22 protein-coding genes are annotated in these 25,174 nt (G+C 74.0%); 14 read left to right on the top strand and 8 right to left on the bottom strand.

The window, feature by feature from the left end:
* Positions 1 to 14 precede the first annotated feature (14 nt).
* The gene (locus tag OIE69_RS17290; protein WP_326572812.1) at positions 15 to 1,319 is read right to left on the bottom strand and encodes a M23 family metallopeptidase; all 1,305 of its coding nucleotides are present in this window, start codon (positions 1,317 to 1,319) and stop codon (positions 15 to 17) included.
* Between the two features lie 141 nt (positions 1,320 to 1,460).
* Positions 1,461 to 2,279, bottom strand: coding sequence for an esterase/lipase family protein (locus tag OIE69_RS17285; RefSeq protein ID WP_326572811.1), 819 nt, complete (start codon positions 2,277 to 2,279; stop codon positions 1,461 to 1,463).
* A gap of 242 nt (positions 2,280 to 2,521) precedes the next feature.
* On the opposite strand from OIE69_RS17285, the gene OIE69_RS17280 reads away from it, so the two are divergent.
* A complete protein-coding gene (locus OIE69_RS17280) occupies positions 2,522 to 2,935 on the top strand; it encodes a cobalamin B12-binding domain-containing protein (RefSeq protein WP_326572810.1) in 414 nt (137 codons plus the stop codon).
* A gap of 91 nt (positions 2,936 to 3,026) precedes the next feature.
* Here OIE69_RS17280 and OIE69_RS17275 read toward each other — a convergent pair whose 3' ends face one another.
* Both OIE69_RS17275 and OIE69_RS17270 read right to left on the bottom strand, forming a co-directional pair.
* Entirely contained in the window at positions 3,027 to 4,568 is a 1,542-nt protein-coding gene (locus tag OIE69_RS17275; protein WP_326572809.1) for a DUF5691 domain-containing protein, read from the bottom strand.
* A 55-nt stretch (positions 4,569 to 4,623) separates the two neighbouring features.
* Positions 4,624 to 5,991 (bottom strand): SWIM zinc finger family protein, encoded by a 1,368-nt coding sequence (locus tag OIE69_RS17270; protein ID WP_326572808.1) that lies wholly within the window; start codon positions 5,989 to 5,991, stop codon positions 4,624 to 4,626.
* Between the two features lie 164 nt (positions 5,992 to 6,155).
* On the opposite strand from OIE69_RS17270, the gene OIE69_RS17265 reads away from it, so the two are divergent.
* The 5 genes from OIE69_RS17265 to sucD all read left to right on the top strand — a co-directional run bounded on the left by OIE69_RS17265 (position 6,156) and on the right by sucD (position 13,197).
* The gene (locus OIE69_RS17265) at positions 6,156 to 7,244 is read left to right on the top strand and encodes an ATP-binding protein (protein ID WP_326572807.1); all 1,089 of its coding nucleotides are present in this window, start codon (positions 6,156 to 6,158) and stop codon (positions 7,242 to 7,244) included.
* Positions 7,241 to 9,571 carry a DUF5682 family protein gene (locus OIE69_RS17260; RefSeq protein ID WP_326572806.1) on the top strand — a complete coding sequence of 777 codons (2,331 nt, stop codon included), beginning with the start codon at positions 7,241 to 7,243 and terminating at the stop codon, positions 9,569 to 9,571. The genes OIE69_RS17265 and OIE69_RS17260 overlap by 4 nt, the downstream gene beginning before the upstream one ends.
* A gap of 80 nt (positions 9,572 to 9,651) precedes the next feature.
* Positions 9,652 to 10,773, top strand: coding sequence for a vWA domain-containing protein (locus tag OIE69_RS17255; RefSeq protein ID WP_326581222.1), 1,122 nt, complete (start codon positions 9,652 to 9,654; stop codon positions 10,771 to 10,773).
* 345 nt (positions 10,774 to 11,118) lie between these two features.
* Positions 11,119 to 12,294: an ADP-forming succinate--CoA ligase subunit beta gene (gene sucC / locus OIE69_RS17250; RefSeq protein ID WP_326572805.1), complete on the top strand. Its 1,176-nt coding sequence runs from the start codon at positions 11,119 to 11,121 to the stop codon at positions 12,292 to 12,294.
* Positions 12,295 to 12,312: 18 nt separating this feature from the next.
* Positions 12,313 to 13,197, top strand: coding sequence for a succinate--CoA ligase subunit alpha (sucD, locus tag OIE69_RS17245; protein WP_089224403.1), 885 nt, complete (start codon positions 12,313 to 12,315; stop codon positions 13,195 to 13,197).
* A 118-nt stretch (positions 13,198 to 13,315) separates the two neighbouring features.
* On the opposite strand, the gene OIE69_RS17240 is transcribed toward sucD, so the two are convergent.
* Entirely contained in the window at positions 13,316 to 14,224 is a 909-nt protein-coding gene (locus OIE69_RS17240; RefSeq protein ID WP_326572804.1) for an RNA polymerase sigma factor, read from the bottom strand.
* Positions 14,225 to 14,336: 112 nt separating this feature from the next.
* On the opposite strand from OIE69_RS17240, the gene OIE69_RS17235 reads away from it, so the two are divergent.
* Entirely contained in the window at positions 14,337 to 15,725 is a 1,389-nt protein-coding gene (locus tag OIE69_RS17235) for a cell division protein PerM (protein WP_326572803.1), read from the top strand.
* A gap of 34 nt (positions 15,726 to 15,759) precedes the next feature.
* Here OIE69_RS17235 and OIE69_RS17230 read toward each other — a convergent pair whose 3' ends face one another.
* The gene (locus OIE69_RS17230; protein ID WP_326572802.1) at positions 15,760 to 16,464 is read right to left on the bottom strand and encodes a hypothetical protein; all 705 of its coding nucleotides are present in this window, start codon (positions 16,462 to 16,464) and stop codon (positions 15,760 to 15,762) included.
* Between the two features lie 229 nt (positions 16,465 to 16,693).
* Between OIE69_RS17230 and purN the strand changes: the two genes are divergently transcribed.
* Both purN and purH read left to right on the top strand, forming a co-directional pair.
* Entirely contained in the window at positions 16,694 to 17,308 is a 615-nt protein-coding gene (gene purN, locus OIE69_RS17225) for a phosphoribosylglycinamide formyltransferase (protein ID WP_326572801.1), read from the top strand.
* Positions 17,305 to 18,858 carry a bifunctional phosphoribosylaminoimidazolecarboxamide formyltransferase/IMP cyclohydrolase gene (gene purH, locus OIE69_RS17220; RefSeq protein WP_326572800.1) on the top strand — a complete coding sequence of 518 codons (1,554 nt, stop codon included), beginning with the start codon at positions 17,305 to 17,307 and terminating at the stop codon, positions 18,856 to 18,858. Before purN ends, purH begins: the two co-directional genes overlap by 4 nt.
* Positions 18,859 to 18,927: 69 nt before the next feature.
* Here the strand turns inward: purH and OIE69_RS17215 are convergent, their stop codons facing one another.
* Entirely contained in the window at positions 18,928 to 19,524 is a 597-nt protein-coding gene (locus OIE69_RS17215) for a hypothetical protein (RefSeq protein ID WP_326572799.1), read from the bottom strand.
* A 57-nt stretch (positions 19,525 to 19,581) separates the two neighbouring features.
* Positions 19,582 to 20,262, bottom strand: a complete 681-nt coding sequence (locus tag OIE69_RS17210; RefSeq protein WP_326572798.1) for an RDD family protein — start codon at positions 20,260 to 20,262, stop codon at positions 19,582 to 19,584.
* A gap of 101 nt (positions 20,263 to 20,363) precedes the next feature.
* Here OIE69_RS17210 and OIE69_RS17205 point away from each other — a divergent pair, with 101 nt between their 5' ends.
* The 5 genes from OIE69_RS17205 to OIE69_RS17185 all read left to right on the top strand — a co-directional run bounded on the left by OIE69_RS17205 (position 20,364) and on the right by OIE69_RS17185 (position 25,131).
* A complete protein-coding gene (locus OIE69_RS17205; protein ID WP_326572797.1) occupies positions 20,364 to 21,218 on the top strand; it encodes a bifunctional methylenetetrahydrofolate dehydrogenase/methenyltetrahydrofolate cyclohydrolase in 855 nt (284 codons plus the stop codon).
* The gene (locus tag OIE69_RS17200) at positions 21,215 to 21,658 is read left to right on the top strand and encodes a DUF3017 domain-containing protein (protein WP_326572796.1); all 444 of its coding nucleotides are present in this window, start codon (positions 21,215 to 21,217) and stop codon (positions 21,656 to 21,658) included. Before OIE69_RS17205 ends, OIE69_RS17200 begins: the two co-directional genes overlap by 4 nt.
* Before the next feature lie 84 nt (positions 21,659 to 21,742).
* Entirely contained in the window at positions 21,743 to 22,960 is a 1,218-nt protein-coding gene (locus OIE69_RS17195) for an NADP-dependent isocitrate dehydrogenase (RefSeq protein ID WP_326572795.1), read from the top strand.
* 297 nt (positions 22,961 to 23,257) lie between these two features.
* Positions 23,258 to 24,436, top strand: coding sequence for a sensor histidine kinase (locus OIE69_RS17190; protein ID WP_392567663.1), 1,179 nt, complete (start codon positions 23,258 to 23,260; stop codon positions 24,434 to 24,436).
* Entirely contained in the window at positions 24,433 to 25,131 is a 699-nt protein-coding gene (locus tag OIE69_RS17185) for a response regulator transcription factor (protein ID WP_326572793.1), read from the top strand. Before OIE69_RS17190 ends, OIE69_RS17185 begins: the two co-directional genes overlap by 4 nt.
* Positions 25,132 to 25,174: the final 43 nt, after the last annotated feature.

Here is a 25,174-nt window from a genome sequence, read left to right as displayed (position 1 = left end):
CCGGGGCCCGGGGTTCAGCGCGGGTCGACCCCGTGGTTCAGCAGCCACTGCAGCGGGTCGACGGCTGAGCCGCCGGCAGGACGTACCTCGAAGTGCAGGTGCGGTCCGGTGGAGTTGCCCGAATTGCCGGAGTAGGCGATGACGTCGCCGGCCTTGACCGAGCCCGAGCGGATCTTAGTGCTGCTCAGATGGCAGTACCAGGTCTCGGTGCCGTCGGGGGCGGTCACTATCGCCATGTTGCCGTAGGCGCTGTTCCACTGGGTGCGCACGACGCCGTCGGTCGCGGCCATCACCGGCGTGCCGTAGTCCACCGGGAAGTCGATGCCGGTGTGGACCGACATCCAGTTCACGCCCGCCTGGCCGAAGTAGGCGCTCAGGCCGTGGTTCTTCACCGGGAGCATGAACTTGGGGCGCAGCTGCTCCTTGAGCGCCGCCTGCGCCGCCTTCTTCGCGCGCTCCTGTGCCTGGCGCTCCTTGAGGTCGATGCGCTCCTGGCTGCGGCTGGCGCGGTCGGTGAAGTCGTCGACGTCCCGGTTGACCCCGGCGAGCTGCTGGTCGAGCTTCGTGGTCGGGGCGTTGGCCGCCTCCGGGGCGCCGTCGGCCTGGGTGCGGCTGCTGTCGGCGGCGTCCTCGGTGTTGACGGTGACGGCGGCCGCGCAGGCGACGCCCATCACCGCCACGGAGGGGACGGCGACGGTGAGCAGGGCCGAACGCCGGGCCGGGCGGCGCCTGCGGTTCCCGCCGCCGCTTCCGCCGCGTGGGCGCGGAAGGGCGGCCGCGGGGGTGCCTTCCGCGGAGTCGTGCTCCGGTTCCGGCTCGGCGTCGTCCTCGGTGTCGTCGTAGGACTCGGGCTCGTAGGACTCGGGCTCGTAGTGCTCGGCCTCGAAGTGTTCGGGGGCGTAGGCCTCGGTCCCGTACTGCTCCGGCTGCTCGTAGAGGGCGGCCTCGGGCGCGTGGCCGTGGGCGGCCTCGGGCTCCCCGTAGGCGGCGTGGACGGCAGTGTGCTCGTACTGCGTGTAGTCGTAGGCCGCCGTCGGCTGCGGCTGCGAGGGGTCCAGGTACCAGGTGCCGGTGGTCGCGCCCGTGTGGTCGCCGTAGCCGGCGCTCTGCCCCGAGGGCCAGTGGCCGGTCGCCGTGGTGTCGTACGAGACGGTGGCGTAGGAGCCCGTGTCGTAGGCCGGGTAACCCTGGCAGGAGCCGAAGAGGGGATCGTCATTCGCGTGAGCGGCGCCCGTGGGCGCGTACGAGGCGTCGGAATGTCCCTCGTACCCATAGCCGCTGTACTCGGGGGCGTACCCCGCCGGATGACGGTCGTTCACCGCTTCTCTTTCGCCTCGGCAGCAGGAGAATTAGCGGCGACTGTATCCCCCAGCGGGCGACGCCCACAATCTTCGGCGGGATTCAGGGATCCCCGATGCCTTGTGTTCGATGGCCTTTCGATGCTTATGGGGGCAAGGCCGTCAGGCGGCGTCCGCGGCTCCCGACGCCAGTTCCTCGCCCAGCAGCGCCTGCCGGATGCCGGCGGCGATGGCGGCGTGGACCGGCATGGTCAGATGCCCGACCCCCGCGACGTGGACGTTGCGGGCGATGAGGTCCGGGTGGTCGAGCCGGGCGGCCTCGACCGGGCTCATCAGTTCGTCCAGATCGCTCCAGAACGCCACGAAGCGGGTGCGGCAGCCGGTCGCCGGCTTGGCCAGCTCCTCGATGAGGTCGGAGTTGGGCCGCATCTGGCGGACGATGGGGTGCGGGTTCAGCAGCGGCGCCGCCCGGGTCCCGGCGTGCGGGGTGCCCAGGGTGACCACGGTGCGCACCCGCGTGTCGCCGCCCAGGCGCTGGGCGTAGTAGCGCGCGATGAGCCCGCCGAGGCTGTGGCCCACGATGTCCACCCGGCGGTGCCCCGTCTGCTCGCAGATCTGTTCGACGTGGCGTCCGAGGAGGGCCGCCGCCGTACGGATGTCGCAGGTCAAGGGCGAGTAGTTGAGCGCTTGCACATGCGGCCAGCCGTGCCGCCGCAGCGACCGGCGGAGCATCGCGAACACCGAACGGTTGTCCACGAAGCCGTGCAGCAGGAGCACCGGGGGGTGGCTCCGGCCCGCGGTGGGGAGCCGGGGCGGGTCCTCGGAGTCACCGGCCGCCGGCTGCGGCCCGCGTTCCTGGAAGATTCCGGTCGGGTAGAGGAAGACATGACCGGTCAGGATGGCGATCTCGATCGCCGCGGCTCGTACGTAGGCCGCCTGGCGTACCAAGCGGTCTCCGACACCGAAAGACAGGACGCCCATGGCCTACCTCCCGTGGGCACACGGAGACGGCCCTGTCCCCCGTGCGCCGAGAACGCGACGGCCCGCGTCGCCTGCTGAACGAAGGACGACCACGGGCCGAACGCGTTTCTAACGTGAACGTGTCCCATGTGTGATTTCCCCCTCGGGGCCCTTCGTGAAACTGTCCGCACGGGGGATGCTGGCGATAACGTTCGTTCACACATGTGCCCGCTGAGCGCAGCAATCGTCTATGGAGGCAGTGAATGGGAGTGTCCGGACCGATCCGTGTGGTGGTCGCCAAGCCGGGGCTGGACGGTCACGACCGCGGGGCCAAGGTCATCGCCCGGGCGCTGCGGGATGCCGGCATGGAGGTCATCTACACCGGTCTCCACCAGACGCCCGAGCAGATCGTGGACACCGCGATCCAGGAGGACGCCGACGCCATCGGCCTGTCGATCCTCTCCGGGGCCCACATGACGCTCTTCGCCAAGGTGATCGAGCTGCTCCGCGACCGTGAGGCCGAGGACATCAAGGTCTTCGGCGGCGGGATCATCCCGGAGGACGACATCGCCCCGCTGCGGGAACTGGGCGTGGCCGCGATCTTCACCCCGGGTACGTCGACCACCGACGTCATCACCTGGGTGACCGACAACATCCGCCATCCGGCCGAAGCCTGATCGTCCCGGACGGCGGTGCGGGCTCTCCCCGCACCGCCACCGGCCGGCCCAGGGGCGCGGACGGTGGCCACGGCGCGCAACGGCCGCCTGATCAGGTCAGCTCCGCGAGCATCGTGGCCCGCAGCCGCAGGGTGCCGACCAGTCGCTGGAAGGCCTCCGCCCAGTACGCCCCGGCGCCCGGCGAGGTGTCGGCGGACTCCGCGGGCACCGCGGCCAACGGGGCCGCCCGGTCGGCCTCCGCGGGGTCCATGCAGCGCTCGGCCAGGCCCATCACCCCGCTGAAGCTCCACGGGTAGCTGCCCGCGTCGCGCGCGATGTCCAGGGCGTCCACCACCGCCGCCCCCAGCGGCTCGGCCCAGGGCACGGCGCAGACCGCCAGCATCTGGAACGCCTCCGACAGGCCGTGCGCCGCGATGAAACGGGCCACCCACTCCGCCCGCTCCGGGGCCGGGAGGATCGACAGCAGCTTCGCCGGGTCCCCGACCGGGCTGACCGCCGTCGCGGGCGCCGGGGCGGGGCCCAGCAGGGCGCGTGCCCAGGCGGCGTCCCCCTGGCGCACCGCCGCCCGGCACCAGGCCGCGTGCAGATCCGCCTGCCAGTCGTCGGCGACGGGCAGCGCGATGACCTCCTCCGGGGTCCGGCCGCCGAAGCGCTTCCGCCAGGTGGCGAGCGGCGCCGCGTCCACCACTTGGCCGAACCACCACGCCCGCTCTCCGCGCCCGGCCGGCGGTATCGCCACCACGCCGTCGCGTTCCATGGCCGCGTCGCACTCGTAGGGCGCCTCCACGCCGATCCGGCCGGCCGTCGGGTCCCACGCGACGCACGTCCTGGCCCGTGCGGCCATCCGGGCGGCGAGGGCGGAGCCGGGGAGGGCCGACAGCAGCTCGGCGGCCGTGGCCCGCACATTGCGGCTGCGGTCGGCGAGGGCCTGTTCCAGGAACGGCTCGTCCTGCGGCGACAGGCCCTCGCGGAGCGAGTCCAGGAACATCAGCCGGTCCTCGGCGCGCTCGGCGGCCCATCCCGAGCGCAGCAGCTCCAGTGCCCGGCGCGGGTCGCGGGCCCGCAACCGGGCCAGCAGCGCCACCCGTTCGGCGAAGAGCCCCTCCTCCCACAGCGTCCGCACAGCGCCCGGGTCACCGGTGTCCGGGACGACGCCGGGCGCCCCGGCGCGCAGCGCGAACCGCCAGTCCGCGTTCAGCTCCGCCAGCCACAGGCCGCGCGGTCCCGCCAGGGCCAGAGCGTCCGGGCGCAGGTCGGTGCGCGCGCGGGCGGCGTCCAGCAGCGCGGGCAGCAGCTCCGGCGGGGCGGCCCAGCCGCGGGCATCGGCCTCGGCGAGCCACTGGGGCAGCAGCTCGGGGAGGTTGGGGGCGGCGCCGCGCCGGCTGCCCCCGCCGCCCCCGGCCGAGCGTTCCGCCAGCAGCAGGGACAGGCGCCGTCGCGCCGCCTCGGGCAGCGGTGGCCGCGGGTCGTGGGGTGCCGTGGCCGGGAGTGCTCCCGCCGTGGCCGTCCGCACCCCGGCGCGGCGCCGTACGACGGCGAGCGCGGCGGCGTCCAGCAGCTCCTCGGGTGTGCCGCCCCTGCGGCCGGTGCCGAGGAGCGCGGTGCCGACCAGCTCGGCCCAGGTCGTCGTCATCGGTCCCCCTTCGTCGTCGTCTCCACGCGGCCGCCGGCGGGGATCCCGGCCGGGATCACACCGTCAGCGGCACCGGCTCCGTGTCCGTACCGGCCCAGGCCGTGAACGGGCGGAAGCCCTGGTGCCCCAGCTCGCCGAACACCGTCACCGGGTGGCCGCCGGAGACCGCCGCGAGGCGCCACAGCCCCGCTCCGGCACCGGCGCCGCCCGCCACGACCGGGACGGCGTCGCTCCCGTCCGCGTCCGCCACCTGCCAGCCCGCCCCGCCGGGTATCGGCACGACACCGGCGAGCACGACCGGCCAGGCGTCCAGCCATGGATCGCCGGCCACAGCCCGCCCGTACCTGTCGAGCGCCGCCGCCACCGGTACGCCCGGTGGCACGCGGCCCGGCAGGGGCGCACTGTGCCGCGGCCCGAGCACCGCCCGCAGCGGACGGGCCGCCGGATGGAAGGCCAGCTCCGCGTCGAGGCCGAGGCCGACCGGCAGCCCGGGCTCCGGCGCTCTGCCCGCCGCCCCGAAGGACAGCAGCAGCGCGGTGCGGCCGGTGGCCTCCCCGTACAGCCAGGTCCTGCGGGTGGTGAGACGGTCGTCGGCGGTGTCGTGCCGCGCCAGGACCAGCCAACGGTCGCGCACCGTCGGCCCGGCGAGGAGTTCCGCCGAGTCCACGGTGAATCCGACCCGGGACCGGACGGTGGCCGCCAGCGGCTCGGGAAGAGAGTCCTGCCGCAGGCAGCCCCTGGCCAGCAGGTGCAGCAGCGCCGTCTCCTCCAGCAGCCGCGACGGCCAGTCACCCCCCGACCCCGCGAGCGCGCCCAGCTCGCGCACCCGCGAGGCGAGACCGGGGGCCTGGGCGTCGACCATGCGCGCCGCCGTCTCCTCCCACCGCCGGTATCCCTCGCGGTCCGCGCCCGCCAGGCCTCCCCGCAGCAGGTCCGCCAGCCGCCGCTCCAGCTCCGTCGCTCCGGCGGCGACCCGCCCCGCCCGGCGCTCGGCCCTCCTGCGCGCCGCCTCCCGGTCACCGCCGGACGTCCCGCGCTCGCCCCGCTCCGTCCGTTCCTCGCGCGCGCGGCGCGCGTCCAGCCATTCGGTGACCCAGTCGGGCCGGCCGCCCCCGTGTGCGGCCGGCCCGACCTCGCCCCCGGCCCACAACAGGAGCAGCGCGAGCGCGTGCTTGCACGGGAACGCGCGGCTGGGGCAGCTGCACCCGAAGGCGGGCCCCGCGGTGTCGGCCACCGCCCGGTACGGGGCGCCGCCGCTGCCCGCGCACAACCCCCACACCGCAGTGCCCGAGCTCCCCGTGCCGGACCAGCGGGCAGCCGTCGCCAGGACCGTCCCGGCCTCGCGTGACGACGTGTCGGACGCGAGTGCCAGGACCTGGTCGGCCGTCCACCGCTCCGCTCGCCGTCCATCCGTCCCGTTCATGGCCACGACGCTACGGGCAGGCACTGACAAACCGCCCTGAGCTGCGACTTCCTGACGGGGGGACGGGATTGTCAGTGGGGTGCGCGATGGTGGGAACGCGGACGCCCCGCGGGGGCTGACGGGGCGTCCGCGCCATCGGCTCCATGGGAGAACAGGGGAGAACCATGTCCGTGGACACCGCACTCCGGCCGCATGCCGAAGACGCGTTCGCCCATGAGCTCAAGGCTCTCGCGGCGGCCGACGACCGGCCGCGCCCGGCCCGGTGGAACCTGTCGCCGTGGGCGGTCGCCACGTACCTGCTCGGCGGGGAGCTGCCCGACGGCACGGTCGTCTCCCCCAAGTACGTGGGTCCGCGGCGGATCGTGGAGGTCGCGGTCAGCACACTCGCGACCGACCGGGCGCTGCTGCTGCTCGGCGTCCCGGGCACCGCCAAGACCTGGGTCTCCGAGCACCTCGCCGCCGCCGTCAGCGGTGACTCCACGCTGCTGGTGCAGGGCACCGCGGGCACCCCGGAGGAGGCCATCCGCTACGGGTGGAACTACGCCCGGCTGCTCACCGGCGGCCCGAGCCGGGAGGCCCTGGTCCCGAGTCCGGTCATGCGGGCGATGGGCGAGGGGCGCATCGCCCGTGTGGAGGAGCTGACCCGCATCCCCGCGGACGTCCAGGACACCCTCATCACGATCCTCTCCGAGAAGACGCTGCCGATACCGGAGCTGGGCACCGAGACCCAAGCGGTGCGCGGGTTCAACGTGATCGCGACGGCCAACGACCGCGACCGCGGCGTCAACGACCTGTCCGGTGCGCTGCGCCGGCGCTTCAACACGGTCGTGCTGCCGCTGCCCGCGACCGTGGAGGAGGAGGTCGACATCGTCAGCCGCCGCGTCCGCCAGCTCGGACGCTCGCTGGAGCTGCCCGCCGCTCCAAAGGGCGCGGACGAGATCCGGCGGGTGGTCACCGTCTTCCGCGAACTGCGCGGCGGGGTGACCGCCGACGGGCGCACGAAGGTGAAGTCCCCCTCCGGCACGCTCTCCACGGCCGAGGCGATCTCCGTGGTGACCAACGGACTCGCCCTGGCCGCGCACTTCGGGGACGGTGTGCTGCGCGCCGGGGACATCGCCGCGGGGATCCTCGGGGCGGTGGTCCGCGACCCGGCCGCCGACCGCGTGGTCTGGCAGGAGTACCTGGAGACCGTGGTCCGCGAGCGGGAGGGCTGGAAGGACTTCTACCGCGCCTGCCGTGAGGTGACGCCGTGACCGCCGCGGACGGGGTGGCGCTGCTGGGGGTGCGGCACCACGGCCCGGGGTCGGCCCGCGCCGTGCGGGCCGCACTCGACCGGCTGGAGCCGCGGATCGTGCTCGTCGAGGGCCCGCCGGAGGCCGACGCGGTGCTGGGGCTCGCCGCCGATCCCGGGATGCGGCCGCCCGTCGCGCTGCTCGCCCACGTGGTGGACGAGCCGTCCCGAGCCGGCTTCTGGCCGTTCGCCGAGTTCTCCCCCGAATGGGCGGCGATCCGCTGGGCGGCCGGACACGGGGTGCCGGTGCGCTTCATCGACCTGCCCGCCGCGCATTCGCTCCTGCTGCGCGACGAGAGGGACGCTCCGCAGGGACCACAGGTACGACGGGAAGGAGAAGAAGGAGTCCGGGGAGAAGAGGAAGCCGGGGCGGCGGACGCGCGCATCGACCCGCTCGCCGTGCTGGCGCGGACGGCCGGCCACGACGATCCGGAGCGCTGGTGGGAGGACGCCGTCGAGCACCGCGGCCGGGACGGCGAGGGGGACGGCGACCCGCTGGCCGCGTTCGGGGCGCTCGCCGAGGCCATGGGTGTGCTGCGCGAGACCTACGGCGACGGCGGACACCGGGGGGACGCGGTACGCGAGGCCCACATGCGGCTGCGGATACGGGAGGCGCGCCGGGCGCACGAGCGGGTGGCCGTGGTGTGTGGGGCCTGGCACGTGCCCGCCCTCGCCCGGACGGGCGGGGTCACCGCCGACCGGGCCCTGCTCAAGGGCCTGCCCAAGGCGAAGGTGGAGGTCACCTGGGTGCCCTGGACGCACCGCAGGCTCTCCCGGGCCGGCGGCTACGGAGCCGGCATCGACTCGCCCGGCTGGTACCGCCATCTGTTCACCTCGCCCGACCGGCCCGTCGCCCGGTGGATGACCAAGGTCGCCGGCCTGCTGCGCGAGGAGGACCTCCCGGTCTCCTCCGCGCACGTCATCGAGGCGGTACGGCTCGCCGACACCCTCGCGGGCCTGCGCGGCCGCCCGCTGCCCGGACTCGGCGAGACCACGGACGCGGTACGGGCGGTGATGTGCGACGGATCGGACGTTCCGCTGGCGCTGATCCGGGACCGGCTGGTGGTGGGGGACGTGCTGGGCGAGGTCCCGGAGGGCGCGCCCGCGGTGCCCCTCGCCCGCGACCTGGCACGCGAGCAGCGCAGGCTGCGGATGAAGCCGGAGGCACCGGAGAAGGAGGTGGACCTGGACCTGCGCAAGGACACCGACGCCGCACGCAGCCGGCTGCTGCACCGGCTGCGGATGCTCGGGATCGGCTGGGGGCAGCCGAGCCGGTCCCGCACGGCCGCCACCGGCACCTTCCGGGAGAGCTGGCGGCTGCGCTGGGAGCCGGAACTCGCCGTGGCGGTCGCGGAGGCCGGGGTGTGGGGCACCACGGTGGAGTCCGCGGCGGGCGCCCGGGCCGAGGACGCGGCGGTGAACGCGCGGGCACTCGCCGAGGTGACGGGCCTCGCCGAACGCTGCCTGCTCGCCGGGCTGCCGGACGCCCTGCCGACGGTGATGCGGGTGCTCGCCGACCGGGCGGCGCTCGACGCGGACGTCGCGCACCTCGCGCAGGCACTGCCCGCGCTCGTGCGCTCGCTGCGCTACGGCGACGTGCGGGGCACGGACGCGGGGGCGCTGCGCGAGGTCGCCGAGGGGCTCGCGGAGCGCGTCCGCGTCGGGCTCCCGCCCGCCTGCGCGGGGCTCGACGCGGACGGCGCCGCCGAGATGCGCGGTCATGTCACGGAGGTGCAGCAGGCCCTGGTCCTGCTCGGTGACGACGCGCTGCGCGACCGCTGGGCCGGCGCGCTGCGGAAGCTGGCCGTGCGCGACCGCGGCATACCGGGGCTGCTGCGCGGCAGCGCCGCACGGCTGCTCCTCGACGACGCCCGCCTGGAGCCAGGCGAGGTGGCCCGGCTGATGGGACTCGCCCTGTCGCACGGCACGGCGCCCCAGGAGGCGGCCGCCTGGGTCGAGGGATTCCTCGCCGGGGGCGGGATGCTGCTGGTCCACGACGAGCGGCTGCTCGCGCTGGTCGACGGCTGGCTGTCCGCGGTGCCCGCGGCGGCCTTCGACGACGTGCTGCCGCTGCTGCGGCGCACCTTCGGCGGCTTCGACCCGGGGGTGCGGCGCACGGTGGGGGAGCTGGTGCGGCGCGGCCCGGGAGGCGGGGGCGCGGGTGGCCCCGCGGGGGAGGGTCTGCCGGGCTTCGCCCCGCGGCTCGACGAGGAGCGGGCGGAGGCGGCGCTGTCCACCGTGCGGCTGCTGCTGGGGCCCGGCGGAGCGGACGGGGGTCAGGACGCGTGAAGGGCACGGACGAGGGCCCGGGCAGCGACGAGCGCCCGGGCACGGGTGCGGACGCCGACGAGCGGCTGCGCCGCTGGCGGATGGTGCTCGGCGGCGGGCCCGCCGACGGCACGGGGCGGCGCCTCACCGGCCGGGACGCCGCGATGGACCAGTCGCTGGAGGCGCTGTACGGCACCGCGCCGCCCGGCGAAGGCGGGGCACCTCTCCCGCGGAGCGGCGGGCTGGGCGGCTCGGCGCCCCAGGTCGCGCGCTGGCTGGGGGACATCCGCAGGTACTTCCCCAGCAGCGTCGTGCAGGTGATGCAGCGCGACGCCGTCGACCGGCTCGGGCTGTCCGCGCTGCTGCTGGAACCGGAGATGCTGGAGGCGGTCGAGCCCGACGCCCACCTGGTCGGCACGCTGCTCTCGCTGAACAAGGCGATGCCCGCGACGACGAAGGAGACCGCGCGTGCGGTCGTCCGCAAGGTCGTGGAGGACCTGGAGCGCCGCCTGGCGACCCGGACCCGGGCCGCCCTCACCGGCGCGCTGGACCGTTCGGCCCGGGTGGACCGCCCCCGGCACCGGGACATCGACTGGGACCGCACGATCCGTGCCAACCTCCGGCACTACCTGCCCGAGCACGGCACGGTCGTGCCCGAGCGGCTGATCGGCCACGGCCGCGCCTCGCGGGCGGTGCGTAAGGACGTCGTGCTCTGCATCGACCAGTCGGGCTCGATGGCGGCGTCCGTGGTCCACGCGTCCGTCTTCGGCGCCGTACTCGCCTCCGTGCGCAGCCTCGACACCCGGCTCGTCGTCTTCGACACGGCGGTCGCCGACCTGACGGAACATCTGGACGACCCCGTCGACGTGCTGTTCGGCACCAGCCTCGGCGGCGGCACCGACATCAACCGGGCGCTGGCCTACTGCCAGTCCCTCGTCAGCCGGCCCGCCGAGACCGTCGTCGTCCTCGTCAGCGACCTGTACGAGGGCGGCATCCGCGAAGAGATGCTCAAGCGGGTCGCCGCGATGAAGGCGTCCGGAGTGCAGTTCGTGGCGCTGCTGGCGCTGTCGGACGAGGGCGCGCCCTCCTACGACCGCGAGCACGCGGCGGCGCTCGCGGCACTGGGGGTACCCGCGTTCGCCTGCACCCCGGACCTCTTCCCCGAGGTCATGGCGGCCGCCATCGAGAAGCGGCCGCTGCCCGTGCCCGAGCCCGGCGGGTGATGCCGGGCCGGGCGGGCGGCGGCGGCCCTGTCACTCTCGGTGAGCGATCCTGCTCCGGCCGGGACGCCGCCGGGAGGCCGTCCGCCCTGCGCGGGCGGCGCTTGCGCTGTCAAGGAAAGCCCCCCGTTCGGCTGGTCTGTGACCGTTCTCACCGCTCCTGCGCCATCTCCGATTTACCCGTGCCGCCCGTGCGGCGATAACCTGCGAGACGGACATGCCGCGTGCTTCGGCCGACGTGTGCGCCCCCCGTACGACCGTTCGTAGGGTTCGTTACGAAGACGTCAGCGACGACCGCCCCCGGCACGCACGCAGACAACGAACCGCGATTACCAAGGACGGACGCGCGTGGACCTGTTCGAGTACCAGGCGAGGGACCTCTTCGCCAAGCACGGTGTACCGGTGCTGGCCGGTGAAGTCATCGACACGCCTGAGGCGGCGCGCGAGGTCGCGGAGCGACTCGGTGGCAAGGCTGTCGTCAAGGCCCAGGTGAAGACCGGCGGCCGCGGCAAGGCCGGCGGCGTGAAGGTGGCGTCGGACCCCGAGGACGCGGTCGCCAAGGCCGGCCAGATCCTCGGCATGGACATCAAGGGCCACACGGTCCACAAGGTGATGCTGGCCGAGCTGGCCCCGGAGATCGCCTCCGAGTACTACGTCTCCTTCCTCCTCGACCGCGCCAACCGGACCTTCCTGGCGATCGCGTCCGTCGAGGGCGGCATGGAGATCGAGGAGGTCGCGGCCACCAACCCCGCGGCCGTCGCCAAGATCCCGGTGGACGCCATCGAGGGCGTGACCCCGGCCAAGGCCCGCGAGATCGTCGAGGCGGCCGCCTTCCCGGCCGACGTCGCCGACCAGGTCACCGAGATCCTGCAGACCCTGTGGAAGACCTTCCTCTCCGAGGACGCGCTCCTCGTCGAGGTCAACCCGCTCGCCAAGGTCGCCGACGGCCGCGTCATCGCGCTCGACGGCAAGGTGTCCCTGGACGAGAACGCCGACTTCCGCCAGCCGGAGCACGAGGCGCTGGTCGACCACGCCGCCGCGAACCCGCTGGAGGCCGCGGCCAAGGCCAAGGGCCTCAACTACGTCAAGCTCGACGGCGAGGTCGGCATCATCGGCAACGGCGCGGGTCTCGTCATGAGCACCCTGGACGTCGTCGCCTACGCCGGTGAGGGCCACGGCAACGTCAAGCCCGCCAACTTCCTCGACATCGGTGGTGGCGCCTCCGCCGAGGTCATGGCCAACGGCCTCGAGATCATCCTGGGCGACCCGGACGTCAAGTCCGTCTTCGTCAACGTCTTCGGCGGCATCACCGCCTGCGACGCGGTCGCCAACGGCATCGTCCAGGCCCTGGAGCTGCTGAAGTCCAAGGGCGAAGAGGTCACCAAGCCGCTCGTCGTCCGCCTGGACGGCAACAACGCCGAGCTGGGCCGGCAGATCCTCACCGACGCCAACCACCCGCTGGTGGAGCAGGTCGACACCATGGACGGCGCCGCCGAGCGCGCCGCCGAGCTGGCTGCGAAGTAAGGGACAGGTCACCACATCATGGCTATCTTCCTGACCAAGGAGAGCAAGGTCATCGTCCAGGGGATGACCGGTTCCGAGGGCACCAAGCACACCCGGCGCATGCTCGCCTCGGGCACCAACATCGTCGGCGGCGTGAACCCGCGCAAGGCCGGCACCAGCGTGGACTTCGACGGCACCGAGGTGCCGGTGTTCGGCTCGGTCGCCGAGGCGATGGAGAAGACCGGTGCCGACGTCACCGTCATCTTCGTCCCGCCGAAGTTCGCCAAGGGCGCGGTCATCGAGGCCATCGACGCCGGCATCGGCCTCGCGGTCGTGATCACCGAGGGCATCGCCGTCCACGACACCGCCGCCTTCTGGGCGTACGCGGGCAGCAAGGGCAACAAGACCCGGATCATCGGTCCCAACTGCCCCGGTCTGATCACCCCCGGCCAGTCCAACGCGGGCATCATCCCGGCCGACATCACCACCTCCGGCCGTATCGGCCTGGTGTCGAAGTCCGGCACGCTGACCTACCAGATGATGTACGAGCTCAGCGACATCGGCTTCTCCTCCGCGGTCGGCATCGGCGGTGACCCGATCATCGGCACCACCCACATCGACGCGCTGAAGGCGTTCCAGGACGACCCCGACACCGACCTGATCGTCATGATCGGCGAGATCGGCGGCGACGCCGAGGAGCGTGCCGCGGCCTTCATCGCCGAGCACGTCACCAAGCCGGTCGTCGGCTACGTCGCGGGCTTCACCGCGCCCGAGGGCAAGACCATGGGCCACGCCGGCGCCATCGTCTCCGGCTCCTCCGGCACCGCCCAGGCGAAGAAGGAGGCCCTCGAGGCCGCCGGCGTCAAGGTGGGCAAGACCCCGTCGGAGACGGCCCGCCTCGCGCGCGCCATCCTCCAGGGCTGATCCCCGCCTCCGTACGGAGGCACGCACGCGGGCCCGCTCCCTCCGGGGGGCGGGCCCGCGTGCGTACGCGGGGACGGGCGGCCAGGGCGGTGACGCACGCGGACGGGGCGCGGCACCCTCAGGGCGCGGGGGCGGAAGTGCGCTGCCCGACCGGGTCGCGGTCGGCCGCGACCCGGTCGGACAGCGGCCCGAAGACCAGCCCGACCGCGGTCACCAGCGCGATCAGCACCGTCGCCCCCACAGCGCCCACCGTGCGGATGCGCAGCCACTGCTCGCTCAGCTCGCGCACCATGGCCGCCGGGTACTCGGGCTGCGGCTGCTCGTCCAGCAGGTCGCCGAGCCGGACCGCGGCCGCCTCGCCCAGGGCCTCACGCCCCCGGACGATGCGCCGCCTGGTCATGGAGGTGGTGGCCAGGCTCTCCGCCGCGGTGCGCCGCAGGCTCAGCCCCAGGCCGTCGTGGAGCAGCACGGCGTGCCGGGTGCCGCGCGGCAGCCGCTGGAACGGGCTGCGCTCCCGTGGCGGTGTGCGGAACCAGGGCAGCAGCTGCTGCCAGGGCGCGAGGGCGTGGTGGTGCGCCTCCGCGCGGATCCACCCGGCCGGGTCGGGGTCGACGGCGACCTCGGGCCAGCGCTGCCAGGCCAGGTCGAAGGCGCGGTGCACGGCGTGCCGGGCCAGCGGCATGCTCCCGGTGAGCAGTTCGACCTGGCGGAGCAGGGCGGGGGCGTTGCGGGTGTACAGCCCGTCGAAGGCGGCCTGGGCGGCCTCGGCGATCCGTACGGCCTCGACCGCCGGGTCCTGCGCCCGCGGTTGCGGGAGTGCCTGCCCGCCGGGCGGAGCGGACGCGGAGGCGGACGCCGGGTCGGTCGGGCGGGAGCCGGGGCCGGGGTCGTGGGGCGCCGCGAACTCACCCGGACCGGCCGTCCGTGCGGCCTGCGGGTCCTGCGCGGCGTCCCCGGCCTTCGCCGACTGGTGACGCCTTCGCCTCTTGCCGGCCTTCGCGGCCTTCGTGGTGGATGTGCGGCTCATGCGATCGACCACTCGGATCGAATGAAGAAACGCATAACGCCATATTCCGCGACACGACGGGCATTCGCATGCTGCCACGTCGAAAGGGGGTGTTCTTGGCAGCATGAGATCCGTGAGTGCCGCAAGCGCCCTGAGTCGTGCCGTGCAACGGATCCGGGCCGCCCACGCGACCCTGCGCTCCTCCGAATCGGCCCCCGCCTTCACCGGCGGCGTGGTCGCGGCGGGCCTGGGCCTGGGCGGCTTCGCCATGCTCGTGCTCTTCCTGTGGGTCGTCTCACCGTTCCCCGACAGCGGGCTGAACGGCGCCCTGCACGTCGCCGCGGACTGCTGGCTGCTCGCCCACGGGGGCGACCTCGTGCGCACCGAGACCCTCTCCGGGGTCGCCGCGCCCATCGGCGTCACGCCGCTGCTGCCCATGGCGTTCCCGGTCTGGCTGCTGTACCGGGCCGGGGCGGACGCCGTCGCGCCCGCCTCGGACGGCAAGGTGGCGCGGTCCGCCGTCGCGTGGCTGATCGGCGGCTACCTCGCGGTGGGCGCCGGGGTGGTCGTGTACACCTCGTACGGACCGGTGCGCAGCGACGCCCTCGCCGCCGCGCTGCACCTGCCCGTCGTCGCCGCGCTCGCGGCGGGCGCCGGGGCCTGGGCGGAGCGGGGGCGGCCGCGGATCCCGCCGCCCGCCTGGCTGTCCCGGGTGACCGCAACGGTGACGGTGCCGCTGCGGGAGCCCGTGGCCGTGCTGCGTTCGGCGGCGGCGGGGGTCTGCGTCCTCCTCGCGGGCGGCGCGGCGCTCATGGCGGTGACCCTGGCGCTGCATCCCGGCGCCGCGGGGGCGTCCTTCACGCGGCTCAGCGAGGCGCTGTCCGGGCGGCTGGCGGTGCTGGCGGTGGCGGTCGCGCTGATCCCGAACGCCGCCGTGTGGGGAGCGGCCTACGCGATGGGCCCAGGTTTCACGCTCGGCACCCAGGCCGTGGTGCGTCCGGCCGGGGTGGTGGGGGAGCCGGTGCTGCCGGACTTCCCGCTGCTCGCGGCGCTGCCCCAGGCCGGTCCCGGGACGTCGCTGACCTGGGTGGCACTGGTCGTGCCGGTGCTCGCCGGGGTCGCGGTGGGGGTGCTTGCCGTCGATCGCCGCGAGCCGTGCGGCCTCGGGCGCACCGCGGCGCACACGGCCCTGGGCGGGCTGGCGTGCGGGATCGCCATGGCACTGCTCACCGGGTTCGCGGCGGGGCCGCTGGGCACCGGGGCACTGGAGGAATTCGGGCCGTCGTGGTGGCTCGTCGGGGGCGTGGCGGCCGGATGGACGGCGACCGTCGGCACGCCGACGGCCCTGCTGGTGCGCTGGGTGCGGGTACGCCGCGCGTCCGCCGGGACGGAGCGCGAGGAGTCGGAGGCCCCGAAGACGGTGACCCCTGAGGCGGAGGCCGCGAGGGCCGAGACCCCGAAGACCGAGGGCCCGGAGGCGGGGGGCCGGGCGGCGGCCGACGCCGCCCCGTCGGAGGCCTGAGCCTCCGCCCGGGGCGGGGCGGCGATGCGATGCGTCAGGGCGTGTTGAGGATGTCGCGGAGCGGGGTCGGCAGCAGCTTCTCGCACGCGTCGCGCGACGAGGAGGTGAGCGCGTCGCGTGTGCAGGAGTAGTAGTCCTTGTAGACCACCTGGGTCGTGAAGGTCACCGCCACGACGCAGAGGGCGAGCCCGCCCATGATCAGACCGCCGAGGGCGGCCGGGCGCTGCGGCTTGCTGCGCGGGTCGGTGGGCCGCGGCGGCGTCGGGGCGGCCCCGCCCTCGGCCAGCAGCGTGGCCGCCTCGGCGCGGGCCTTGGCCCGCTCCTCGGGCTTCATCCGCAGCGCGTTGACGCTCCAGTACAGCGCGAGTGCGCCGAGCAGCAGCCCCACGTACGTCCAGCCGAGGAAGAGGGCGAAGAAGAGCCCCCACATGCCGCAGATCATGGCGTAGCGGGCACGCCTCTGGGCGGGGTCGGTGGGGTCGAACCGGGGCCCGTCCGGGCGCCGCCCGCCGTAGCCGCCACCGGGGCGGTCGCCGTAGCCGCCGTCCTGCCGGTTGGGCTGCCGGTCGCTCCACTGGCCGCCCCACGCCGGGGGCGGCGGAGGCGGAGTGGGCGTGGGCGGCTCGTCCCCGGAGCCGGAGGGCTGCTCCGGCCGGCGCGGCTGCCAGGGCTGCTCGGGCGCGTTCTCCGGCGGCGGGGCGAACGGGTTGTCCTGCTCGTGGCCTCGGCCACCGCTCATGTTTGCCTGGGTCATCCCCTTGCCGTCGACTCCTCGTGTTGTCGGACGCGTGACTTCGCCGTTCTCACCCCAGACGCTACCGCCCGCGCGCTCCCCCGTCCCGTGGGGGCGGGTGGGTGTGCCGGTATCGTTGCTGACGGTCGACGGCCTCGTAGAGTTCCCCGGAATTCCGGCGATCTTCGAGTCGTACGATCCTCCAAAGCGCCGGATCCCCGAGAGATGACCCGCAGTGGCCACAGTCTTTCCGCCCCTTTCCCGCCCCGCCCGACTCGTCGTGCTCGTCTCCGGTTCGGGTACGAACCTGCAGGCGCTGCTCGACGCGGGACTGCACGTCGTCGCCGTCGGCGCGGACCGGTCCGGCATCGCCGGGCTGGAGCGCGCCGAGCGCGCCGGGGTGCCGACGTTCGTCTGCCGGGTCGGCGACCACGGCGACCGCGAGGCGTGGGACGCCGCGCTGACCGGGGCGGTGGCCGAGTACGAGCCTGACCTGGTCGTCTCCGCGGGGTTCATGAAGATCGTGGGCAAGGAGTTCCTCGCCCGGTTCGGCGGCCGCCTCGTCAACACGCACCCGGCGCTGCTGCCGGGCTTCCCGGGCGCCCACGGGGTGCGCGACGCCCTCGCCTACGGCGTGAAGGTCACCGGCTGCACCGTCCACTTCGTCGACGACGGCGTCGACACCGGCCCGATCATCGCCCAGGGCGCGGTCGAGGTCCGGCAGGACGACACGGAGGAAGCGCTCCACGAGCGCATCAAGGAAGTCGAGCGAACGCTGCTCGTCGACGTCGTGGGGCGGTTGTCCCGCGACGGCTATCGCATTGAGGGACGAAAGGTTCTGTTGCCGTGAGTACCAAGCGGGAGATCCGTCGCGCACTGGTCAGCGTCTACGACAAGACCGGTCTGGAGGAGCTGGCCCGCGGCCTGCACGAGGCGGGCGTCGAGCTGGTCTCCACCGGCTCGACGGCCGGGCGGATCGCCGCCGCCGGGGTGCCGGTCACCAAGGTGGAGGAGCTGACCGGGTTCCCCGAGTGCCTGGACGGCCGGGTCAAGACCCTGCATCCGAAGGTTCACGCCGGCATCCTCGCCGACCTGCGGCTGGAGGACCACCGCCGGCAGCTGGAGGAGCTGGGCGTCGAGCCCTTCGACCTGGTCGTGGTCAACCTCTACCCCTTCCGCGAGACGGTCGCCTCCGGCGCCTCGGAGGACGAGTGCGTGGAGCAGATCGACATCGGCGGCCCCTCGATGGTCCGCGCCGCCGCCAAGAACCACCCGTCCGTGGCGGTCGTGACCAGCCCCGAGCGGTACGCGGACGTGCTCGCCGCCGTCCGTGAGGGCGGCTTCGACCTCGGCACCCGCAAGCGCCTGGCGGCCGAGGCGTTCCAGCACACCGCGGCGTACGACGTCGCGGTCGCGAGCTGGTTCGCGGGCTCTTACGCCCCCGCCGACGACAGCCCCTTCCCGGACTTCATGGGCGCCACCTACGAGCGCAAGAACGTGCTGCGCTACGGCGAGAACCCGCACCAGGCCGCCGCGCTGTACACCGACGGCGGGACGGGCCTGGCGAACGCCGAGCAGCTGCACGGCAAGGAGATGTCCTACAACAACTACGTGGACACCGAGGCCGCGCGCCGGGCGGCGTACGACCACGAAGAGCCCTGCGTCGCGATCATCAAGCACGCCAACCCGTGCGGCATCGCGGTGGGCGACGACGTCGCCGAGGCGCACCGCAAGGCGCACGCCTGCGACCCGCTGTCGGCCTTCGGCGGCGTCATCGCCGTCAACCGGCCGGTGACCGTGGCCATGGCCGAGCAGGTCGCCGAGATCTTCACCGAGGTCATCGTGGCGCCGGACTTCGAGGAGGGCGCGGTCGAGGTCCTCGCCCGGAAGAAGAACATCCGCGTGCTGCGCTGCCCCGAGGCGCCCGTGGCGCAGACGGAGTTCCGTCCCGTGGAGGGCGGGCTGCTGCTGCAGGAGAAGGACCGCCTCCAGGCCGCCGGCGACGACCCGGCCACCTGGACGCTGGCCACCGGCGAGCCGCTGACCGCCGACGAGCTGGCCGACCTGGCGTTCGCCTGGCGGGCCTGCCGGGCCGTGAAGTCCAACGCCATCCTGCTGGCCAAGGGCGGCGCCACGGTCGGCGTCGGCATGGGCCAGGTCAACCGGGTCGACTCCGCCAAGCTCGCCGTCCAGCGGGCCGGCGAGGAGCGTGCGACGGGCTCCTACGCCGCATCCGACGCCTTCTTCCCCTTCCCCGACGGGCTGGAGGTGCTCACCGGCGCGGGTGTCAAGGCCGTGGTGCAGCCCGGTGGTTCGGTGCGCGACGAGGCCGTGGTCGAGGCCGCGCGCAAGGCAGGCGTGACCATGTACCTCACCGGTACGCGGCACTTCTTCCACTGACCGGCCCGAGTGCCGGAACGCCGAAGGCCCCCGCTCGCGCGGGGGCCTTCGGTCTGCGAGCGGACCCGCTCAGTACTGCGGGCGCTTGAACCAGGCCGTCGTCTCGGCCTTGGCCGCGAAGACGATCAGCAGCACGCTGAGCGCGAGCGGCGCGAGCAGCACGAAGGCGCCGCTGAACATGGTGGCGACGCTGCTCAGCGCGACCAGCACGCCGATCACGATGGACCCGATCCGGGTGCCGTTGCCGCCGGTCCTGTACTTGGCGCCCATGCCGATCGACAGGACGGCGAAGGCGAGGAAGAGCACCCCCATGACATAGACCAGGCCGATGGGCATGGCCAGTTCGTCGGTGTCGTCGATGCTCTTGAGCGCCGCGGCCCCGAGCAGGAGCAGCAGACCGCCCAGGATCTGCATCCCGCCGAGCACGAAGAGCATCGCCCGGGCCGCCCGCGCCGACGACGGCATGACCTCCGGCCCGCCCGGGTAGGCGGCGAACGGCGTCTGCGTCTGCGGCTGCTGCGGGTATCCGTACGGCGGCTGCCCCTGTGGCCGGGGCTGCGCCGGGTAGCCGTAACCCGGCTGGGCCGGGGGCTGTTGCGGATATCCGTAGGGCTGCTGCGGTGGCTGCCGGCCGTAGGGATCGCCGGGACCGGGCGGATAGCTCACTTCTGACTTCCTTCGCGCGGACGGGACCGGGGACGTGGGCTCATTCTCGCCCGGGGCCTACTGGGTCTTGACGACGACCGTGTTGAGGATCTTGTCGGCGAAGGTCTGCTTCTTGTCGTCCCACAGCGGCCACAGGTAGCCGATGTAGCAGGCGGCGCCGTCCAGGCCGTGGCACAGCCGGCGGACGAAGGCCATGCCGAAGCCGAGCGGGCGGCCGTCCAACTCCCGCAGCACGCTGATGCCGAGGGCCTTCTTGCCCGGGGTCTGGCCGGTCTTGCCCTCGCGGTAGCAGAGGAACAGGCCGCCGAGCACGGACAACACGAAGCCGAGGCCGATCAGGGCGAGGGCGCCGCCCGGCATCGCGGGTGGGTCGCAGGGGCCGGCGGTCGCGTTGCAGCGGTCCGCCTCGTCGATCACCGCGGCGATGAACTGCCCGTAGCCGATGCCGATGAGGATCATCGGCACGAGACCGGTGACCAGGAAGTCGATCAGCGTCGCGCCCACGCGCGCGCCCCAGCTCGCGAAGGGCGGCATGCCCGGGACGGGACCGGCGGGACCTCCCGGGTAGCCGTAGCCGTACGGGCCCTGGGCCTGCGGCGGAACGGCGCCGTAGGGCGGTTGGGGCTGCGTCGGGTAGCCGTAACCGGGCTGGGCCGGGGGCTGCTGCTGGGGGTAGCCGTAGGGCTGCTGCGGGGGCTGCTGGCCGTAGGGATTGCCGGGACCGGGCGGGTAGCTCACTGTGGCTTCTTTCGCGCGGATGGGACTGGGGACGGCCACATCGTCGTGGGCGGCGTCATCCGCTGTCCAGCGTTGGTGTGCGGACCTGAGAAGATGGAGGTATGACCGCCCAGATTCTCGATGGCAAGGCCACTGCCGCCGCGATCAAGTCCGAACTGTCGACCCGCGTCCAGGCTCTCAGGGAGCGGGGTGTCACCCCGGGGCTGGGCACGCTGCTGGTCGGTGACGACCCGGGCAGCCGCTGGTACGTCGCGGGCAAGCACCGCGACTGCGCGGAGGTCGGCATCGCCTCCATCCAGCGCGAGCTGCCGGAGACCGCCACCCAGGAGGAGATCGAGGCGGTCGTCCGCGAACTGAACGACAACCCCGAGTGCACCGGCTACATCGTCCAGCTCCCGCTTCCCAAGGGGATCGACACCAACCGCGTCCTGGGGCTGATGGACCCGGCCAAGGACGCCGACGGACTGCACCCGACGAACCTCGGGCGGCTGGTGCTGGGCGAGCGCGGCCCGCTGCCCTGCACCCCCAACGGCATCGTGGAGCTGCTGCGGCGGCACGGCGTCGAGATCAACGGCGCGCACGTCGCCGTGGTCGGCCGCGGAGTCACCGTCGGCCGCTCGATCGGGCTGCTGCTGACCCGCAAGTCGGAGAACGCCACCGTCACCCTCTGCCACACCGGCACCCGTGACCTGTCCGCCCAGTTGCGGCAGGCCGACATCATCGTGGCCGCCGCGGGCGTGCCGCACCTGGTGAAGCCGCAGGACGTGCGGCCGGGCGCCGCCGTGCTGGACGTCGGTGTCAGCCGCGACGAGAACGGCAAGATCGTCGGCGACGTACACCCGGGCGTGGCCGAGGTCGCCGGCTGGATCTCGCCGAACCCCGGCGGCGTCGGCCCGATGACCCGGGCCATGCTGCTGGCGAACGTCGTGGAGGCCGCGGAGGGCCGGTACGCATGACCGGCACGGGCCCCCGTACGGATGCGGCGCCGCCGGAGGAGACCGGCGACGCCGGCCGCAGCCGCCGCTTCCAGGTGCTGACCCGCGGTACCGCGCGCCCCGAGGGCGGCGGCCGGGCCATGGGCGCCCACGCCCCCGCCCCGGCCCGTCAGTGGCCGATCCTCGTGGTCTGCGGAGCGGTGCTGCTCGGCCTGGTGCTGGTGGCGGCGGACGTCACCCGGGCCGGCCTGGTGCTGGTCGGCTCGGCGCTGCTCCTGGGCGCGGTGATGCGCCGGCTGCTGCCCTCGGTGGGCATGCTGGCGGTCCGCAGCCGCTTCACCGACATGATCACCTACGGTGTGCTGGGGGCCCTGATCGTGCTGCTGGCGCTGATGGCGCAGCCGCACCCGGTGCTCGAGATCCCCTTCCTGGAGGACGTCGTGCGTTTCTCCGTGCGTTGATCCGGTTACGCTGTGTGGCGAGTGTCCTGACGTACGACGTGTACCCCGGGCACACGTCACGGCGTGAGAGGGAGAACGACTCCCATGACCAAGATCAAGGCAAGGAACCCTGTCGTCGAGCTCGACGGCGACGAGATGGCGCGGATCATCTGGCGGTTCATCAGGGACGAGCTCGTCCTGCCGTACCTCGACATCGGACTGGTCCGCTTCGACCTCGGCATCGAGCACCGGGACGCCACCCATGACCGGGTGACGGCCGAGGCGGCGGAAGCGGTCGTGCGGCACGGCGTCGGCGTGAAGTGCGCCACCGTCACGCCGGACGAGGCGCGGGTCGCGGAGTTCGGCCTCAAGGGGATGTACCGCTCCCCGAACGCCACCATCCGCGACCGCCTCGGCGGCGGGATCTTCCGCGAACCCGTCGTCCTGCGGAACGTGCCGCGGGCCGTGCCCGGGGGGACCCGGCCCGTGGTGATCGCGCGGCACGCCTTCGGGGACCAGTACCGGGCCACCGAGCTGCGGATCCCGGGGGCGGGCACCCTCGCCCTGAGCTACACCCCGGCCGACGGCTCCGACCCGGTCGACCTGGAGGTCCACCACTTCCCGGGCCCCGGCGTGGCGCTCGGCATGGTCAACCTGGACGAGTCGATCCGCGAGTTCGCGCGCGCCGCCTTCCGCTACGGGCTGGCGCGCGGGCTCCCCGTTCACCTGTCCACGAAGAACACGGTGCTCAGGAAGTACGACGGCCGCTTCAAGGACCTCTTCCAGGAGGTCTTCGACAGCGAGTTCCGGCGCGAGTTCGAGGCGTCGGGCCTGGGCCACGAGCACCGCCAGGTCGACGACATGGCGGCCTCGGCCCTGAAGGGCGCCGGCGGCTACGTCTGGGCGTGCAAGAACTACGACGGCGACATCCTGTCCGGGGTCCTCACCCGCGGCGTCGGCTCGGCGGGCCTGATGACCTCGCTCCTGATGACCTCCGACGGCAGGACCGTCGTTTCGGAGGCGGCGCACGGCACGGTCACCCGCCACTACCGCAGGCACCAGGCGGGCCGGCCGACCTCGACCAACCCCATCGCCATGGTCTTCGCGTGGAGCCGCGGCCTGGCCCACCGCGCCCGGCTGGACGACACCCCCGAGCTCGCCCGGTTCGCCGGGACGCTGGAGAGCGCCTGCCTGGAGGTCGTCGAGGCCGGCCAGCTGACCCAGGACCTGGCGGTGCTGGTCAGCCCGGAGCAGCCGTGGCTGACGACCGAGCAGTTCCTGGCAGCCGTCGACGAGAACCTGCGCAAGCGCATGTCCGGCTGAGGGCGGACGTCCGGCGCCGCGCGGCACCCTCCACGACCCGGTGCCCCGTCCTCCCCCCGTCGGAGGACGGGGCACCGTCGTGTTGGGGCGCCCCCCTCTGGCCCCCGGCCGCGACGCTACGGCCGGCGGGCCCGCCAGGTCGTCCCGTGCCGGTTTGACCTTTCGGAAGAGGACGTACAACTTCCGCGGTACGGCGGGGGACTGACGCCCGCCCGCACGGCCGCGGCCTACGCTGCGCCCGTGGGGAACAAGGGGCTGGTCGACGTCCTGCTGGCGGTGGGCTTCACCGCCGCCAGCATGCTGCTGGGGCACGAACGGCCGCCCGACGACTGGATACGCCTCGACCTGTTCGGCTACGCGCTGACCGCCCTGGTCAACCTGCCGATCGTGGTGCGCCGCTGGGCGCCGGTCGGCGTCTGCGTCTTCGTCTGCGCCGCCTGGGCGCTCTACGTCGCCGCCGGGTACTGGCCGGTCGTCAACTCGATGGCGGCGCTGCTCGCGCTGTACACCGTCGCGGCCCTGCGCCCGGTGCGCACCGCGCTGGCCTGTGCGGCGCTGACCGGCGCGGTCTGGGTGTACGCCGGGCTGACCGCGGCGCAGGGCTCGATGGCCACGGTGGCCGCCCAGGCCGTGGTGTTCCCGCTGGTGATGTGCCGCTTCGGGCGCTCCGCCCGGGTGTCGGCCAAGCGCGAGGAGCGGCTGGCCCGGCTCACCGAGCAGCTGCGGACCGAGCAGCAGGACCGGGCCCGGGAGGCGGTGGCGGAGGAGCAGGCACGGATCGCCCGTGAGCTGCACGACGTCGTCGCCCACCACATGTCGGTGATCTCGGTGCAGGCGGGCATGGCCGCGTATGTGTTCCACACCTCCCCGCAGACCGCCCGCGGCGCGCTCGACACCATCTCCGACACCAGCCGCGAGGCGCTCCAGGAGATGCGCCGCATGCTCAAGGTGCTCCGCGCCGGGCCGGGAGAGCCGCAGGAGGGCTGGGCCTCGTACGACCCCATGCCCTCGGTGACCCGGCTGGGCGAGATGATCGAGCGGGTGCGGGCCGCGGGGCTCGCCGTCGAGCTGCGGATCGAGGGCGAGCCCCGGCCCGTCGCCCCCGGCGTCGGCCTGTGCGCGTACCGGGTCGTGCAGGAGGCGCTGACCAACGTGCTCAAGCACGCCCCCCTCGCCCGGGCCCGGGTCCTGGTCGTCTACGAGCCGCACCACCTGGCGGTGACCGTCACCGACGACGGCCCGGGCACCACGGGCGCCACCGGCACGGGCGGCGGCTCCGGGGCGCCACCGGGCCGATCCGATCCGGCCACAATCGGCCGGGGAACGGGCCACGGGTTGATCGGCATGCGGGAGCGCGCCAGGCTCTACGGCGGGACGGTGGACATCGGCCCGCTCGGCGAGGGTTTCGAGGTACGGCTCGTGCTCCCCACGTCCGCGCGGGGGACAGAGCGGCGAGGGGACGCATCGGACGCATGACCAGGGTGCTCGTCGTCGACGACCAGTTCCTGATCCGGGCCGGCCTCGCCGCGCTGCTGCACGCGGCCCCCGGCATCGACGTGGTCGGGGAGGCCGGCGACGGCGAGGAGGCCGTGGAGCGGGCGGCGCTGACCGCGCCCGACGTGATCCTCATGGACATCCGGATGCCGGGGATCAGCGGGGTCGTCGCCACCGAGCGGATCCTGGCCGCCGCGGCGGACCCGCCGCCCCGGATCCTCGTCCTCACCACCTTCGACCTGGACGAGTACGTCTACACCGCGCTGCGCGCCGGGGCCTCCGGCTTCCTGCTCAAGGACGCCGGCCCCGACCGGCTGATCGCCGCCGTCCACGCCGTCGCCGGAGGGGACACCCTCTTCGCGCCGAGCGTCACCCGGCGGCTGATCGAGGCCTACGCGCCGCCGCGCCCCGGTCTCCCGCGTTCCGGCGTCCCGCCCGCCGGCGCGGACCGCGCCCCGCCCGCCGAACTGGCGGCGCTGACCGCGCGGGAGGTGGAGGTGCTGCGGCTGATCGCCCGCGGCCTGTCGAACCCGGAGATCGCCGACCTGCTCTTCATCAGCGAGGCCACCGTCAAGACCCACCTGAACCGCACCATGGCCAAGCTCGACCTCGGCAGCCGCGCACAGGCCGTCGTCCTCGCCTACGAGACCGGACTCGTCACCCCGCGCGGCGCGTGAGGATTCTCCGGATTCCATGCATCGAGCGTATGTGCGTCGCTAC

Origin of the sequence: Actinacidiphila glaucinigra (assembly GCF_035918135.1) — a bacterium.
Classification (GTDB): domain Bacteria; phylum Actinomycetota; class Actinomycetes; order Streptomycetales; family Streptomycetaceae; genus Actinacidiphila; species Actinacidiphila glaucinigra.
This window is presented reverse-complemented; position numbering and strand designations above follow the sequence as displayed.